At 70.8% G+C, this 14,735-nt stretch carries 17 protein-coding genes; 10 read left to right on the top strand and 7 right to left on the bottom strand.

Annotated features, from left to right (window positions below):
- Positions 1 to 12 precede the first annotated feature (12 nt).
- The 4 genes from AC59HU_RS14150 to msrA all read left to right on the top strand — a co-directional run bounded on the left by AC59HU_RS14150 (position 13) and on the right by msrA (position 2,229).
- Positions 13 to 654, top strand: coding sequence for a TetR/AcrR family transcriptional regulator (locus AC59HU_RS14150; protein WP_497224061.1), 642 nt, complete (start codon positions 13 to 15; stop codon positions 652 to 654).
- A gap of 222 nt (positions 655 to 876) precedes the next feature.
- Entirely contained in the window at positions 877 to 1,035 is a 159-nt protein-coding gene (locus tag AC59HU_RS14145) for a hypothetical protein (protein ID WP_497224060.1), read from the top strand.
- Positions 1,036 to 1,180: 145 nt separating this feature from the next.
- The gene (gene msrB, locus AC59HU_RS14140) at positions 1,181 to 1,717 is read left to right on the top strand and encodes a peptide-methionine (R)-S-oxide reductase MsrB (RefSeq protein WP_497224059.1); all 537 of its coding nucleotides are present in this window, start codon (positions 1,181 to 1,183) and stop codon (positions 1,715 to 1,717) included.
- On the top strand, positions 1,714 to 2,229 hold the full coding sequence (msrA, locus tag AC59HU_RS14135; RefSeq protein ID WP_497224058.1) for a peptide-methionine (S)-S-oxide reductase MsrA: 516 nt from the start codon (positions 1,714 to 1,716) through the stop codon (positions 2,227 to 2,229). Before msrB ends, msrA begins: the two co-directional genes overlap by 4 nt.
- Positions 2,230 to 2,343: 114 nt before the next feature.
- Here the strand turns inward: msrA and AC59HU_RS14130 are convergent, their stop codons facing one another.
- Positions 2,344 to 2,697 carry a nuclear transport factor 2 family protein gene (locus tag AC59HU_RS14130; protein WP_497224057.1) on the bottom strand — a complete coding sequence of 118 codons (354 nt, stop codon included), beginning with the start codon at positions 2,695 to 2,697 and terminating at the stop codon, positions 2,344 to 2,346.
- Positions 2,698 to 2,822: 125 nt separating this feature from the next.
- On the opposite strand from AC59HU_RS14130, the gene AC59HU_RS14125 reads away from it, so the two are divergent.
- Positions 2,823 to 3,080: a hypothetical protein gene (locus AC59HU_RS14125; protein WP_497224056.1), complete on the top strand. Its 258-nt coding sequence runs from the start codon at positions 2,823 to 2,825 to the stop codon at positions 3,078 to 3,080.
- On the opposite strand, the gene AC59HU_RS14120 is transcribed toward AC59HU_RS14125, so the two are convergent.
- Together AC59HU_RS14120 and AC59HU_RS14115 are read right to left on the bottom strand one after the other, a co-directional pair.
- Positions 3,071 to 3,664, bottom strand: coding sequence for a dihydrofolate reductase (locus AC59HU_RS14120; protein WP_497224055.1), 594 nt, complete (start codon positions 3,662 to 3,664; stop codon positions 3,071 to 3,073). The two genes, AC59HU_RS14125 and AC59HU_RS14120, sit on opposite strands and share 10 nt — an antisense overlap.
- Positions 3,661 to 4,467 (bottom strand): thymidylate synthase, encoded by an 807-nt coding sequence (locus tag AC59HU_RS14115; protein WP_497224054.1) that lies wholly within the window; start codon positions 4,465 to 4,467, stop codon positions 3,661 to 3,663. Before AC59HU_RS14115 ends, AC59HU_RS14120 begins: the two co-directional genes overlap by 4 nt.
- An 88-nt stretch (positions 4,468 to 4,555) precedes the next feature.
- Here AC59HU_RS14115 and AC59HU_RS14110 point away from each other — a divergent pair, with 88 nt between their 5' ends.
- The 3 genes from AC59HU_RS14110 (at position 4,556) to AC59HU_RS14100 (ending at position 6,700) form a co-directional block, all read left to right on the top strand.
- Complete coding sequence (locus AC59HU_RS14110) at positions 4,556 to 4,768, top strand: hypothetical protein (protein WP_497224053.1); 213 nt, start codon at positions 4,556 to 4,558, stop codon at positions 4,766 to 4,768.
- Between the two features lie 145 nt (positions 4,769 to 4,913).
- Positions 4,914 to 5,633 (top strand): YqjF family protein, encoded by a 720-nt coding sequence (locus AC59HU_RS14105; RefSeq protein WP_497224052.1) that lies wholly within the window; start codon positions 4,914 to 4,916, stop codon positions 5,631 to 5,633.
- Between the two features lie 143 nt (positions 5,634 to 5,776).
- Positions 5,777 to 6,700 carry a hypothetical protein gene (locus AC59HU_RS14100; RefSeq protein ID WP_497224051.1) on the top strand — a complete coding sequence of 308 codons (924 nt, stop codon included), beginning with the start codon at positions 5,777 to 5,779 and terminating at the stop codon, positions 6,698 to 6,700.
- A gap of 66 nt (positions 6,701 to 6,766) precedes the next feature.
- Here the strand turns inward: AC59HU_RS14100 and ybaK are convergent, their stop codons facing one another.
- Positions 6,767 to 7,267: a Cys-tRNA(Pro) deacylase gene (gene ybaK, locus AC59HU_RS14095; protein ID WP_497224050.1), complete on the bottom strand. Its 501-nt coding sequence runs from the start codon at positions 7,265 to 7,267 to the stop codon at positions 6,767 to 6,769.
- 20 nt (positions 7,268 to 7,287) lie between these two features.
- Positions 7,288 to 8,037 carry an alpha/beta hydrolase gene (locus AC59HU_RS14090; protein WP_497224049.1) on the bottom strand — a complete coding sequence of 250 codons (750 nt, stop codon included), beginning with the start codon at positions 8,035 to 8,037 and terminating at the stop codon, positions 7,288 to 7,290.
- A gap of 51 nt (positions 8,038 to 8,088) precedes the next feature.
- Between AC59HU_RS14090 and AC59HU_RS14085 the strand changes: the two genes are divergently transcribed.
- Positions 8,089 to 8,499 (top strand): MmcQ/YjbR family DNA-binding protein, encoded by a 411-nt coding sequence (locus AC59HU_RS14085; RefSeq protein ID WP_497224048.1) that lies wholly within the window; start codon positions 8,089 to 8,091, stop codon positions 8,497 to 8,499.
- Positions 8,500 to 8,501: 2 nt separating this feature from the next.
- Here the strand turns inward: AC59HU_RS14085 and AC59HU_RS14080 are convergent, their stop codons facing one another.
- The gene (locus AC59HU_RS14080) at positions 8,502 to 9,290 is read right to left on the bottom strand and encodes a DNA-formamidopyrimidine glycosylase family protein (protein WP_497224047.1); all 789 of its coding nucleotides are present in this window, start codon (positions 9,288 to 9,290) and stop codon (positions 8,502 to 8,504) included.
- A gap of 89 nt (positions 9,291 to 9,379) precedes the next feature.
- On the bottom strand, positions 9,380 to 14,113 hold the full coding sequence (locus tag AC59HU_RS14075) for an ATP-dependent helicase (protein ID WP_497224046.1): 4,734 nt from the start codon (positions 14,111 to 14,113) through the stop codon (positions 9,380 to 9,382).
- 80 nt (positions 14,114 to 14,193) lie between these two features.
- On the opposite strand from AC59HU_RS14075, the gene AC59HU_RS14070 reads away from it, so the two are divergent.
- Entirely contained in the window at positions 14,194 to 14,733 is a 540-nt protein-coding gene (locus AC59HU_RS14070) for an NUDIX hydrolase family protein (protein WP_066041223.1), read from the top strand.
- The last annotated feature ends 2 nt before the right edge of the window (positions 14,734 to 14,735 follow it).

Raw genomic sequence — 14,735 nt, 5'->3', positions numbered from 1 at the left:
AGGGACCGCCTCGTGCGGGCGGCGATCGAGATCCTGGATGCGGATGGTGCGGATGCGCTGACCTTCCGTCTGCTCGCCGGCCGCCTGGCGACCGGACCGGGTGCGATCTACCACCACGTCGCGAGCAAGGACGAGCTGCTCCGAGCAGCCACCGCGATGGTGATCGGCGGTGCTCTGGAGGGCGTCGGTGACGACTCGGACCCGGCGGCGGCGATCCGGGCGCTCGCACTGACCGCGTTCGACGCCATCGACGCGCATCCGTGGATCGGCGGTGAGCTCGCGCGCGAGCCGTGGCAGTTCGCGGTCACCCGATTGTTCGAGGCCATCGGTCGGCAGCTGGATGCGCTCGGTGTTCCCCCGGGCGCCCAGTTCGACGTCGCCACGGCGTTGCTCGGCTATATCCTGGGCCTGGCCGGGCAGTACGCGGCCGGCGTTCGCGTCGTCAGCCGGGGCGCCGATCGACAGGCTTTCCTCGACGACGTCGCGCGCGAGTGGGAGCGCCTCGACGATGACGAGTTCCCGTTCATGCGCGGGATCGCCTCCGAGCTCCGCGATCACGACGACCGGGCGCAGTTCATCGCGGGCGTCGAGTTGATCCTCGCGGGGATCCAGGCCGCGCACGGCGGCCGCGCCGTAAACGAAGAACGGCCCTGACCTGGGTGGGATCAGGGCCGCTCGAAGCTCTCGCTTCCGGGTCAGCCGCCTCAGAGATGGGGATCTTTTTGGCGGCCTGCAGACAACCGTAGAACGATCCCGCCCCCGATCAGGGGCCGTTCCCCGGTTTCACCCGGCGTTTCACCCGGGGTTTAACCCGCGTGAGAACAGAGCAGGACGGGACTAGAGCGGGATCGGTCGGGTGGTGCCATCATGGGCGTCATGATCGGTTTAGCAATCGGCGCGTTCATCGTCGGCCTCATCCTCCTGTTCATCGGACTGTTCGTCGAAGCGGCGAAGTTCCTGCTCTGGATCGGTGTCGTGATCCTGATCGTGGCGATCATCGCGGCGCTGCTGCGGTACATCCGGAGACGTGCCTGACGCTTGGGCCACAGCCTGGATCACGGTCATCCAGCGGGGTGTGAGCGCTTCCTGAGATCTGGCTGAGTGCGGGACCAGACGGGGCAGAACGCGTGTTCTCTTCTATGACCGCCGCAGCCAGCGGTGCACAGACCGAGGAGTTCTCGTGACACAGGAGTACCGCAAGACCCCGGAGGCGCTCGCCCGCCTCACCCGCCAGCAGTATCGCGTGACCCAGGAGGACGTGACGGAGCCGGCGTTCCGCAACGCGTTCTGGGACGACCATCGCGACGGCATCTACGTCGACGTCGTGACCGGCGAGCCGCTGTTCGCCTCCACCGACAAGTACGACAGCGGATCCGGCTGGCCGAGCTTCACCGTGCCGATCGATCGCAGCAACGTGATCGAGAAGACCGACCGCACCTGGGGCATGGCGCGCACCGAGGTGCGTTCCGCATCCGGCGACAGCCACCTGGGGCACGTGTTCCCGGACGGCCCGCGCGAGGCCGGAGGGTTGCGCTACTGCATCAACTCCGCCGCCCTGCGCTTCGTCGCGCTCGAGGATCTCGAGGCCGAGGGGTACGGCGACTACCGTGCGCTGTTCGCGCCCGTCGCGACGCCCGCATCGGCTGGAGCCCACGCATCCGCTGGCACCACCGCATCCGCTGCTACCACCGCATCCACTGAGGAGACCGTACGATGATCACCGAGAAGGCCATTCTGGCCGGAGGCTGTTTCTGGGGCATGGAGGATCTGATCCGCCGTCGTCCCGGAGTGCTCGACACCCGTGTCGGCTACACCGGCGGAGACACGCCGAACGCGACCTACCGCAACCACGGCAGCCACGCCGAGGCGATCGAGATCAGCTACGACCCGGCTCGGACGAGCTACCGCGAGCTGCTGGAGTTCTTCTTCCAGATCCACGATCCGTCGACGAAGAACCGCCAGGGCAACGACATCGGCACGAGCTACCGCTCGGGCATCTACTACACCGACGACGCCCAGCACCAGGAGGCCATCGACACGATCGCCGACGTGGATGCCTCGGGCCTGTGGCCGGGGCCGGTCACGACCGAGGTCGCCCCCGCGGGCGATTTCTGGGAGGCCGAGCCCGAGCACCAGGACTACCTGGAGCGCTACCCGAATGGGTACACCTGCCACTACGTTCGCCCGGGCTGGAAGCTGCCGCGGCGCGAGCAGGTCTCGGCGGAGTAGTCCGTTCTCGCGACCGGGTGATCCGGGCCCCGGCCCGGTGACCCCGGTCGTTTGAGTTCGTGACCCCGGGCCTCGACGTTTGTATCCCTGGCCTCGTCGCGTGCGCGGCGGGATTCAGGGCCGCTCGACCCACCAGTCGGTGAAGTCCCTGGCGCGGCCGTCGGGCGCTCGTTCGACGACCCAGAGGTTGTCGTAGACGTTGCCGCTCCGGTGGTAGGTCGACACGGCCCGGACGATCCCGAGCTCCGGGGTGTCGACGACCGGCGACCAGGTGAACGTGGTGTCACCGGGTTCGTCGCGGGCGCGCAGCCAGCCGGCGACGATGCCGTCGTGGCCCGTCCACGGCTCCTCCGCCGGAGCGGGGTGGTAGACGGCGTCCTCGGTGAAGAGGGCGCGGATGTGCTCCGGGTCGTTCGATTCCCAGGCGCGGCGGTAGCGGTCGATCCAGGCGGCGATTCCCTCGGTCATGAGACCAGTGTCGGTCGGCATCCTCCGGGCGGCAAGGTTCCGATCATCCGGAGCCGTCTTGGCGTGTCGTGCTCGACGGGCGCATAGTAGACATTCGAACACGTATTCGAATGTCTGGAGGCCGCATGAGCATCATCGATCTGACGGAGGCGGCGACCCTGTGGTTCGCCGACGACCTACCCGTGCGCATGCGCTGGCGCGGTGAGCGCTGGCGGGTCACCGACCGGCCGACCGAGCCCGAGGGGCTGTACTGGTCGACCCACGCGCCGGACTTCGCGGCCTGGCGGTTCCAGGCCACCAACGAGGCCGGCGAGAGCCGGGTCTTCGACCTCGTGCGGGGCCATGGCGGCCAGCACTGGACCGTGGCGCACGTCTACGACTGAGCGCGATCCTTCGTGAGGCTGACGAAGCGGTACCGGATGCCCGTCTTCGACTCGAGCCAGCCCGATTCGGGCGTCACGATCTGCGACCAGCCCGCGGTCTCGGCGTCGATGTCCGGCGCGCGAGTGTCGCCGGCGACGTCGAGATCGACTTCCGTGATCTCGATCCGATCCGCGAATGGCAGGGCCTGGCGGTAGAGCTCACCGCCGCCGATAACCCAGAGCGGGCCTTCTGTGCTGTCGGTGCCGCGGGCGGTGCTGCGGTCGGTACTGCGGTGCAATGCTTCGTCGACCGAGCCGGCGCGCTCGGCGCCCTCGGCAGACCAGTCCTGCTGGCGGGTGACGACGACGTTGGTGCGGCCTGGCAGCGGGCGGAACCGATCGGGCAGCGAGTCCCAGGTCTTCCGGCCCATCACGACCGTGGGGGACGTGGTGCTGGTGGTGCCCGTGGTCAGTTCGCGGAAGTGAGCGAGGTCTTCGGGCAGATGCCACGGGATGCTCCCGCCGTCTCCGATCACACCGCTCGTCGTCTGGGCCCAGATGAGCGAGACCGGCGGCCCGCCGTCATGCGTCGGGCGATCGGTCATACGGCGACGGCGGCGCGGATGGCGGGGTGGTGCTCGTAGCCGACGATCGCGAGGTCGTCGTACTCGTAGTCGAAGACGCTCGCTCGGGGGCGCGTGATCTCGAGGGTCGGCAGTGCGAAGGGCTCGCGGCTCAGCTGCTCCTCGACCTGGGCGATGTGGTTGTCGTAGATGTGGCAGTCTCCGCCGGTCCAGACGAAGTCGCCGACCTCGAGTCCGGTCTGCGCGGCGATCAGGTGGGTGAGGAGGGCGTAGCTGGCGATGTTGAACGGCACGCCGAGGAACAGGTCCGCGCTCCGCTGGTAGAGCTGGCAGGACAGCTTGCCGTCGGCGACGTAGAACTGGAACAGCGCGTGACACGGGGCCAGCGCCATCTCCGGGATCTCGGCGACGTTCCAGGCCGACACGATCATCCGGCGCGAGTCGGGGTCGGTCTTGATCGTCTCGATCACCTGGGAGATCTGGTCGATCGTCTCGCCGTCGCGGGTGGGCCAGGAGCGCCACTGCACCCCGTAGACCGGGCCGAGCTCCCCGTTTCCGTCGGCCCACTCGTCCCAGATCGAGACACCGTTCTCCTGCAGCCAGCCGACGTTGCTCTCGCCGCGGAGGAACCACAGCAGCTCGTACGCGATCGACTTGAAGTGCACGCGCTTGGTGGTGATCAGGGGGAAGCCCTCCGACAGGTCGAACCGCAGCTGTCGGCCGAAGACGCTGCGGGTGCCGGTGCCCGTGCGGTCGCTCTTCGGGGTTCCGTTCGCGAGGGTGTCGCGGAGGAGGTCTTCGTACGGCGTCGCGATCGTGCTCATCGCTTCGAGCGTAAGCCATGGGCGCGGGTTCAGGGGAGCGTTCTCGCGCTCGGCCCAGTACCCTGAGACTGAAGACGGAAGGGCGCCGATGAAGCGGATCAACATCCTCTACGGGGGAAAGCAGTACTCGATCTCCGGTCGCGACGTCGACGAGGTGAAGGAAGAGATCCGGGCAGCCGTCGAGAAGGCGATCCCCTCGTGGCTCGAGGTCAACGTCGGCGAGGGCCGGTACAAGCAGGCCTCCATCCTCCTCTCGCCCGGTGTGGATGTCTCGGTCATCGGCATCGACGCCGACGACTGACGTGTCCGGCCCCGCCGCGCCGCTCGATGGCGGCGCGCCGCTCGATCGCGCCGCTCCGCTCGATCGCACGGCACCGCTTTATCCCCCGGTAGATCGCGCCGCGCCGCTGGTTCGCTCCGCGCCGCTCGACCGCACCGCACCGGCGATGCCCGGCATCCTCCACGAGCAGGACTGGCAGTCGCTGACCTTCCTCCACTGGCGGGTGGATCCCGCCGTGGTTGCCCCCCACCTGCCTCCGGGAACCCGGCCCGACGTCTTCGACGGCTCATCCTGGGTGGGCCTCATCCCGTTCCGTCTCGCCCACGCGACCGCCCCCGGCTTCCGGGCCCTCGGCCCGATCCCGTACGCCGGAACCTTCCCCGAGATCAACGTGCGCCTGTACTCGGTCGACGAGACCGGTCGCCGTGGTGTCGTGTTCTCCTCACTCGAATCCTCTCGTCTGGCCGCGGTCTCGGCCGCGCACGTCCTGTTCGGGCTGCCCTACCGCTGGGCGCGGATGTCGATCTCCACGGACGCGGACGGTGTGATCAGCTACCGGTCCGAGCGTCGGGGGGACCAAGGCTTCGGCGGCCGGCCCGGGCCGCACTCGCGCGTCGACGCACGCCCCGGCACCATCGATCGCTCCACCGACGAGCTCGCCGTCTTCCTCACCGCCCGCTGGGGGCTCCACATCGCCCGTGGCGGACGCACCCGCTTCATCCCGAACGAACACGCCCCCTGGCAGCTCGTCGACGCCGAGCTCACCTTCCTCGACGACGAACTCCTGGCGGCGGCCGGCTTCCCGCAGCTGGCCTCCCGCCCGCCGGACTCCGTACTCTTCTCGCCCGGCGTCCACACCGCATTCGGCCGCGCCCTCCCGTCCTGACCCCGATCATCCCCGAGCCCGGCGTCCGAAATGGCTAGCAGTCCACCTGCCCAGCCCGCCATCTGGCAGCACGCCACACTGTCCCGCACTTCGCACCGGCACTCCGACCGAGGCGCCCACGCCGCGGCAGCCATAATTGAGCGGTGACCTCTGACACTGTGAATCTCGGACTCCTGCTCGACGTCGACGGGCCGATCGCCAGCCCGATCACGCGCACCATCGCCATCCCCTCGATCGCGTCCGATCTCGTGGAACTGGCCGATGCCGGCGTGCCCGTGGTCTTCAACACCGGGCGGTCGGACGAGTTCCTCCGCGGCGAGGTCGTCGGCCCGCTGATCGCGGGCGGGCTCGGGCCCGATGCCCGGGTGTACGGGGTGTGCGAGAAGGGGGCGGTCTGGTTCCGCATCACCCCCGACGGGGTCGGCGAACTGACGGTGGACGACACGCTGGTTCTCCCTCCTGCGCTCCGCGAGGGCGTGGAGCGCCTGATCGACGAACGGTTCGCCGATTCGATGTTCTTCGACCACACGAAGCGCACCATGATCTCGGTGGAGCAGCGGACGGAGGTCGACTCCGATCACTATCTCGCGGTGCAGCCCGAGCTCGACCGGGCGGTGCAGGATCTGTGCAGAACCCTCGGACTGGGGACTCTGTGGAGGACGGAAGCGGTCCCGAACGACTCCGGTGCGATCGAGGTCAGGATCGATCCGACGATCATCTCGACCGACATCGAGTCGGTGCGGGTCGGCAAGGATCTGGGGGCCGAGCGCGCCCTCGAGCTCGTGGCCGCGGCCGGTCCGCTGCCGACCCGGTGGCGCACGGTGGGTGACTCCCGCAGTGATTACGCGATGGCCGACTGGCTGCACCGAGCCGGCTACGACGTCGCCCACGTCGACGTCCGTCCGGCGGACGGCGTCCCCGAGACGCCCTACGACGTGCTCACGGCGCCGGCGGAGGCGACCAACGACACGGCGGGAGCGGCGTTCCTCACCCGCTGGACCGACTCACTCGCGACCGGCGCCCTGACCGGCCGCGGCATCATCGAGCACCGCGCCGGCCGCGCGTGACAGCTCGAGCCCCACAGCCCGAGCCTGACAGCCCGGGCAGCCCGCGCCTGAGCGCCCCAGAACGCTCTACCCGCGCCGGATCCTCGCGCTCCGACCGCCGACGATCGCCAGCAGATCCTGCGGCGCCAGCTCGATGTCGAAGCCGCGGCGGCCACCCGAGACGAAGATCGTCCCGAATTCCAGGGCCGCGTCGTCCAGCACCGTGTCGAGGCGCGTCCTCTGCCCGATCGGGCTGATCCCGCCCACGACGTAGCCGCTCTTGCGCTCGGCGACCGCCCGGTCGGCCATCGCGGCCTTCTTGGCGCCGAGCTCGCCGGCCAGTGCCTTGAGGTCGAGCTGGTCGCGCACGGAGACGATCCCGATGCCGAGCCCCGCATCCGTCTCGACCATCAGGGTCTTGAAGACCCGTGCGGCGTCGACGCCGAGCTCCCGGGCCGCCTCGGCGCCGAAGTCGGTGGCGGATGCATCGTGCAGGTAGCTGTGCGGCACGAACGGCACGCCCGACTTCGCGAGCGCCTGGGTCGCCGCCGTGGTCGGGCCACCCGCGCCGGTCGCCTTCTTAGCCATCGTCCGTCCCTCCACCCGTCTCAGACGCCGTCGGCGGGGATCTGCCCTCGGGTCTCGAGCGGCAACACCTCCTGCAGGAACCGGCTCACGTCGCCCAGCTCGGCCGGCGAGATCGAGTGGGCGATCCCGTCGTACCGCCGTTCGGTCACGGCGAAGTGGGTGGGCGCGAACACCGCGGTGCGCTCGATCCCCACGGTCGGGATGACGGGGTCGGCCAGGTCGTACCCCCAGAACAGCGGCGGCCGGCGACGGGCCAGCTCCTCGTCGCCGGCCCGCTCTCCGCGGAGCGCCGTTCCCGAGAGGTTCACGGCGGCCGCGAAACGGTGCGGCTTCGCCCGGTGCAGTTCGATCGACATCATGCCGCCCTGCGAGAACCCGAGGGCCGCGACCGCCGGGGGAGCACCGTACTCCTGCTCGATCCGGTCGAGCCAGGCGAGCACAGCGGATGCGGCGGCTTCCGCTGCGGCGGGGGTGGGACCGTCGACCTCGTCGAGCGGGAACCAGGTCCACCCGCCCATTCCCCAGGGTGCGCCCGAGATCGGCGCGCGGAGGGAGGCGTAGACGACCCCCTCGGGCAGCAGCGGGAAGAGGGCCGCGAGATCGTTCTCGTGCGACCCCCGGCCGTGCATGACGATCACCAGGGGCTCATCGGCGAGTCGTTCGGAGCGCTCCTCGCGCGCGACCGACCAGACCACGGCGTCGTCGTCGATCCGGAGGGAGGCGGGGGCGGAACCCGAGGGCACGGACGCGTGGGAGGACGTTTCGCTCACCAGCCGAAACTATCATCGCGGACCCGACGCGCGGAGGTCTACCATGCCTGCATGGAGCATCCCCGGCTCTTCGAACCGGACGACGCGGTGGTCGCCCGTCTGCGCGAGCTCTGCGCGGGGTATCCCGAGTGCGTCGAGATCGAGTCCTGGGGTCGCCCGAGCTTCCGGGCCGGCAAGAAGATCTTCGCGCTCGCCGGAGCGATGATGGATCGGCCGCATTCGCTCGTGTTCAAGCCCGACCCCTTCGAGCACCCGGCACTCCTCGAGATCGAGGGGGTCTTCGTGCCGCCGTACTTCGGCCCGTCGGGGTGGTTGGCGATCGATCTCGACGACCACACCGACTGGACGCTGGTGGCCGAGCTCGTCGACACCTCCTACCGGCAGGTGGCGTTGAAGCGGCAGCTCACGGCACTCGACTCCTCGGTTCGCGTCGCGGCGGGAGAGGGCCGCGGCCCTCGCTGATCTCAGGTCTGGCAGTGGGGGCACCAGTAGGTGTCCCGCAGGGCCAGTTCGTTCGCGCCGAGCATCCCGTGCCTGATCTTGGTGCCGCAGCGCCGGCACGGCTTGCCCTCACGGCCGTAGACCCAGGTCTGCTTGCCCGGGCGCAGATCACCCGTCGTGGTGCGCTCGACCCGGTCCCGGTTGGCCGTGATCAGCCGGTGGGCCAGTGCGACCACCGCCGGCAGATCGCGCACCTCATCGACCGGTCGCTGGGGGAGCACCCCGCGGAGGAAGCAGAGCTCGTTCGCGTAGACGTTGCCGAGACCCGCCAGATTGCGCTGGTCGAGCAGGGCGACATCGATCTCGCGCGACCCCTCGGCCGCGAGCCGCCGCACCGCCTCCTCCGCGCCGCCGTTCGTCCACTCCGGGCCGAGGACGTCGGGCCCGAGATGCCCGACCGCCTCGTCCTCCCGAGCACGCTCGACGATCTCGACCGTCCCGAGATCGAAGCCGACGGTCACCCAGTCGGCGTTCTCGAGCACGATGCGGGCCTGATGGGCGGGGCGACGCCAGGGTGTTCCGTGGCGGTAGATGTGCCACGAACCCTCCATCTTGAGATGCGTGTGGATCGACCAGTCGCCCACCCGGGTGAGCAGGTGCTTGCCCACGGGCACGACCTCGTCGACCACCTCGCCGCGCAGGTCGACGGATGCGTACTTCGGCACCCGCACATCGCTGACGGTCAGCGGGCGCCCGCGAAGGGCCTGATCCAGATGCACCGCGGTGCGGTAGACGGTGTCGCCCTCAGGCATCCCGGCCTCCTCGCCCGCAGACGCTCGACCCCGCAGCACTCGGCCGGGTGGCGCCCGACCCGGCGACGCTCGCGCCGACCGACCCCGCCCTACGCACGAAGCCTCAACCCCCTCGGCGTCCCCGTGAAGCCGGCGGCCTCGAGAGCCGTGCCGACCGTGGTGCCGAGCACGAAGTCGCCGTTCACCTTCTCGACGGCGATCTTGTCGACGTGGCCCGCGGTGACGGCGGCGGCCACCGAGCGCGCGGCGGGCGCGAGCACCGCCTCGTCGTCCGTGAACGCCAGCGCCGACTTGCCGCCCCGCTCGAGGTAGAGTGCGAGTTCGCCGTCGACGATGCACACCAGCGCGCCCGCCTTGCGGCCGGGTTTGTGGCCCTCCACAGACGGCCAGGGCAGTGCAGCACCGTAGGGGTTGGCTGGGTCGGTGGCCGCGAGGGTGAGCGCCTCGGGTGGTCGGTCGCGCCCGCTGTCGCGACCCACCGCATCCGGAGCGAACCCCCGCAGCCGGTCGACCGTGCCCCCGGTCGCGAACTGCGCGGCCCCCAACGTCTCGACGAAGTACCCGCGGCGGCAGCGCCCGGTCTCTTCGAACTGGCTGAGCACGCGGTAGATCAGGGCGAAGCTGCCCGGGATCCGCTCGTTCACCACCGAGCCGCGGGTCACCACCCCGTAGCGGTCGAGCAGCATCTCGGCGATGGCGTGCGCCCGCAGCGTGGGGTCGTCGACCGGGTCGGGGAGCAGTGACCAGCGGCCACCGGCCGTCGGCGGACCGACCCGGGTCTGCATCGACTGGCGCGCGAAGGCCCGGCCGCGGTACATCCGGGATCGCGGTGCGGCCCGCTTGGTGGCGTGCGCCGCCTTGCCCGAGCCGGTCAGGATGCGCAGCGGCGCCACGGTGTCGTTCGTGACGAGCCCCGCCCACACCAGATCCCACAGGGCGTCGACGATCGCCGCGTCGTCCGGCGGCCCGGAGACGAGAGCAGCCGCCCTCCCTGGGGCGCCAGCAGCCGCCCCCGCGACCTCGCTCCCGGCCCCCACGGCCAACGACGCCGTGACCTCGTCGGCCAGCGCCCGGAAGAAGTACGCCCCGCCCCGCGACAGTGCCGCCAGCACGGCTCGGTGCAGCTCGGTGTCGTCGAACGGTTCGGCCGGCACGGCGGAGACCGGGAGCGTGTCGAGCGTGTGGAAGGCCACCCACCCGTCACTGCCCGGCAGGCTCCCGCGCCCCGACCAGACCACTTCGCCCGACGCCGTCAGCTCATCGAGCATCGCGGGGCTGTAGTCGCGCACCCGGGCCGGGAACACGAGGTTCTCCCAGGCCGAAGCCGGAACGGGCACACCGGCGAGCTGCTCGATCACCGTCAGCACCCCGTCGACGCCACGGAGCGAGCCGCCCACGTGCTGCCACGACGGCAGGAAGCGGGCGAGCGTCGGAGTCTGCACGGGCTCGACCTCGTGCCGGAGTGCGGCGAGCGACCGGCTCCGCAGGCGCCGCAGCACCTCGGCGTCGCACCACTCGGTGCCGCTCGCCTGACCGAGCAGCGCCGTGTCGACCGCCAGGCCGCTCGGGCGGAACTCGCCCTCCACGACCCTCCGATCCGACGCGAGGCGCCGCAGCGCATCCGTCACCACCGCGATGCCGAGGCCGAAGCGCTCGGCGACCTCGCTGGCGAGGAACGGGCCGTGCGTGCGGCCGTAGCGGCTGACCAGATCGATGACCGGATGCTCGACCGGTGCGATGAAGGCGTCGGGCACGCCGAAGGGGATCGGCACACCCAACGCGTCCCGCAACCGCCCGGCGTCTTCGATCGCCGCCCACCACTCCCGTCCCGCGAAGCTCACGCGGAGCGCGCGCCGCGCGGTGACGAGCTCGGCCAGCGCCGCGTCGACATCGAACTCAAGCGACCGCTCCCGCACCTCGTCGGTCGTGAGCGGCCCGAGCATCCGCAGCAGATCGGCCACGCCCTCGAGATTGCGCGCCTTGCGGTCGGGCGCGAGGCGCTGCAGCTCGCGCTGGGTGTCGATGATGACGCCCGGGTCGAGCAGTTCGCGGAGCTCGGCCCGGCCGAGGAGCTCCGACAGCAGGGTCGGGTCGAGCGCCAGTGCCGCCGCCCGTCGCTCGGCCAGCGGGCTGTCGCCCTCGTAGACGAACGACGCGACGTAGCCGAAGAGCAGCGACCGGGCGAAGGGGGAGGCCTGCGGCGACTCGACCTCGACGACACGGATGCGCCGGGCCTCCAGGTCGCGGGCGATCGCCAGCAGCGCCGGCAGGTCGTAGACGTCTTGCAGGCACTCGCGGACCGTCTCGAGGATGATCGGGAACGACGGGTACTTGCGGGCGACCTCGAGCAGCTGGGCCGAGCGCTGGCGCTGCTGCCAGAGCGGGGAGCGCTTGCCGGGATTCTGCCGGGGCAGCAGGAGCGCGCGGGCCGCGTTCTCACGGAATCGCGAGGCGAAGAGCGCCGAACCGCCGACCTCCTCGGTCACGATCTGCTCGAGCTCGACCGGGTCGAAGAGGAACAGGTCGGCCGAGGGCGGCTCGCTCTCGGTGTCGGGGAGCCGCAGCACGATGCCGTCGTCGCTCGCCACCGCGTTGGCATCGACGCCGAACCGTTCGCGCACCCGTGCGTTGATCGCCAGGGCCCAGGGGGAGTGCACCGGCATGCCGTAGGGGGAGTGCAGGATGACGCGCCAGTCGCCCAGCTCGTCGCGGAACCGCTCGACGACGAAGGTCGAATCGCTCGGCACCTGCCCGGTCGACTCCCTCTGCTCGGCGACGAAGGCCACCAGGTTCGCGGCAGCCCACTCGTCCAGGCCTGCCGTGGACGCGCGCTCGAGAGCATCTGACGGCGAGGCGGCCGCGACCTCGCGGGTGAACGCGCCGATCGCCGCTCCGAGTTCGGCCGGACGCCCGAGCCCTTCACCGCGCCAGAACGGCAGTCGCCCCGGCTGACCGAACGCCGGCGTGACCAACACCTGGTCGTGGGTGATCTCGTGGATGCGCCAGCTGGTCGCCCCGAGCGCGAAGACGTCGCCGACCCGCGACTCGTAGACCATCTCCTCGTCGAGCTCGCCGACCCGCCGCCCCGGCCCGGAACGGCCCGCACCCGTCGCGGGATCCGCATCCTTCGGCTCACCGCCCACCATGAAGACGCCGAAGAGACCGCGGTCGGGGATCGTGCCACCGCTCGTGACCGCGAGCCGCTGGGCGCCCGGTCGCCCGGTCAGGGTGCCGGCGTCCCGGTCCCAGACCAGGCGCGGGCGCAGCTCGGCGAACTCGTCGGACGGGTAGAGGCCCGAGAGCAGATCGAGCGTGGCGTCGTAGGCCGATCGCGGCAGCGCGGTGAACGAGGCGCTCCGCCGCACCACGTCGAACCACTCCTCGACGTCGATGGGTTCGAGGGCGCAGGCCGCCACCGTCTGCTGCGCGAGGATGTCGAGGGGGTTGGCGGGGATCGACAGGGTCTCGATCAGGCCCTCGGTCATCCGCATCGACACGACCGCCGAGTGCAGCAGATCGGCCCGGTGCTTGGGGTAGAGCAGCCCCTTCGAGACCTCGCCGACCTGGTGCCCGGCTCGACCGACCCGCTGCAACCCGCTGGCGACCGACGGCGGCGCCTCGACCTGCACGACCAGGTCGACCGCACCCATGTCGATGCCCAGCTCGAGGCTCGAGGTCGCCACCACGCAGCGGAGGCGCCCGGTCTTCAAGTCGTCCTCGATGATGGCCCGCTGCTCCTTGCTCACCGAGCCGTGGTGCGCACGGGCGAGCAGCGGCTCGGCCCCGTCGGTCTGGCCGGCCTGCCCCATCGACTGTGCGAGCGGGCGAGTGGATGCGGCCGCCACGACCTCGCCCCCACCGTCGTCTCCGCCCTCACCCGCCGTCGCCATCCGTTCGGCGAAGATCTCGTTGAGCCGCGCGGTCAGCCGCTCGGCCAGCCGCCTCGAGTTGGCGAACACGATGGAGGAGCGGTGGCCGAGGATCTGGTCGACGATGTGGTCTTCGACGTGCGGCCAGATCGACCCCTGCTCCGGAGCATCCGCCCCCGCCGCCGAGCCCTCGAGCGAGTGCGACTCGGTCGGCGGGATCTGAGTCATGTCCTCGACCGGCACGACGACCCGCAGGTCGAACTTCTTGGTCGAGGGCGGCGCCACGATGCTGACCGGTCGCCCGCCCGCCAGGAAGCGCGCGACCTCCTCGCGCGGGCGCACGGTCGCCGAGAGCCCGATCCGCTGCGCGGGCTCGGCGAGGAGGGTGTCGAGGCGGTCGAGGCTGACCGCGAGGTGGGCGCCGCGCTTCGTGGCCGCGACGGCGTGCACCTCGTCGACGATCACCGTCGTGACCTCGGAGAGCGACTCCCGCGCGGACGAGGTCAGCATCAGGAACAGCGACTCGGGGGTCGTGATCAGGATGTCGGGCGGCGTCTTCGCGAGCGACCGGCGCTCGTTCGCGGGGGTGTCGCCCGATCGCACGCCGACCGTGATCACGGGCGGCGACTCGCCCAGGCGCTTCGCGGTCTGGGTGATGCCGACCAGTGGCGACCGCAGGTTGCGCTCGACGTCGACGGCCAGCGCCTTCAGCGGCGAGACGTAGAGCACCGAGGTCTTGCGGGGTTCGCCGTCGGTGACGGTCGTGGCCAGCCGGTCGAGCGCCCAGAGGAACGCGGCGAGCGTCTTGCCCGAGCCCGTCGGCGCCACGACGAGGGCGTGCGCGCCGGTCGACACCGCCCCCCAGGCGCCCTCCTGTGCCGCGGTGGGCGCGGAGAAGGCACCCAGGAACCATTCGCGGGTTGCGGGGGAGAAGCTCTGGAGCACGTCGCTCATGGGAACAATCCTCACCCAAGCCTCCGACAACGGCACCGCGCCTGCGCGAACTCCCGGGAGAGGTCGAGTAAGAATGGACTATGAGCGTGCGCACCCCTGACCCCAACTCCGGCTGGTTGAGCGATTCCGAGCTCGCCGACGTGCGGCGTCGACTCCCGCTGCTCTACGTCGAGGCGGTCCCGGTGCGGGTCGACGGTCTGGGGCAGGTCGTCGAGGTCGGTGTGCTGCTCCGCGTGGGGTCCAGCGGCACCATCACGCGCACCCTGGTCTCGGGCCGGGTGATGTACGGCGAGACGCTCCGCGACGCCCTGTTCCGCCACCTCGAGAAGGATCTCGGGCCGATGGCCTTCCCGCAGCTGCCGGCCAGCCCCATCCCGTTCCAGGTGGCCGAGTACTTCCCGCTGCCCGGGGTCTCGCCGTATTACGACGAGCGTCAGCACGCAGTCTCGCTGGCCTACGTCGTGCCGGTGACCGGCACCTGCGAACCGCGTCAGGATGCGCTCGAGCTCACCTGGATGACGCCTCAGGAAGCGGCCGCCGACTCCATCGCCGAGGAGATGGAGGGCGGTCGCGGCGGCCTCCTCCGCTCCGCCCTCGCCTCCGTGGGCCGGCTCCACTAGGC

It is taken from the genome of Herbiconiux sp. 320_LB (assembly GCF_059691755.1).
Note: the sequence above shows the minus strand (reverse complement) of the source record. Positions and strands in the feature narration are given on the sequence as shown.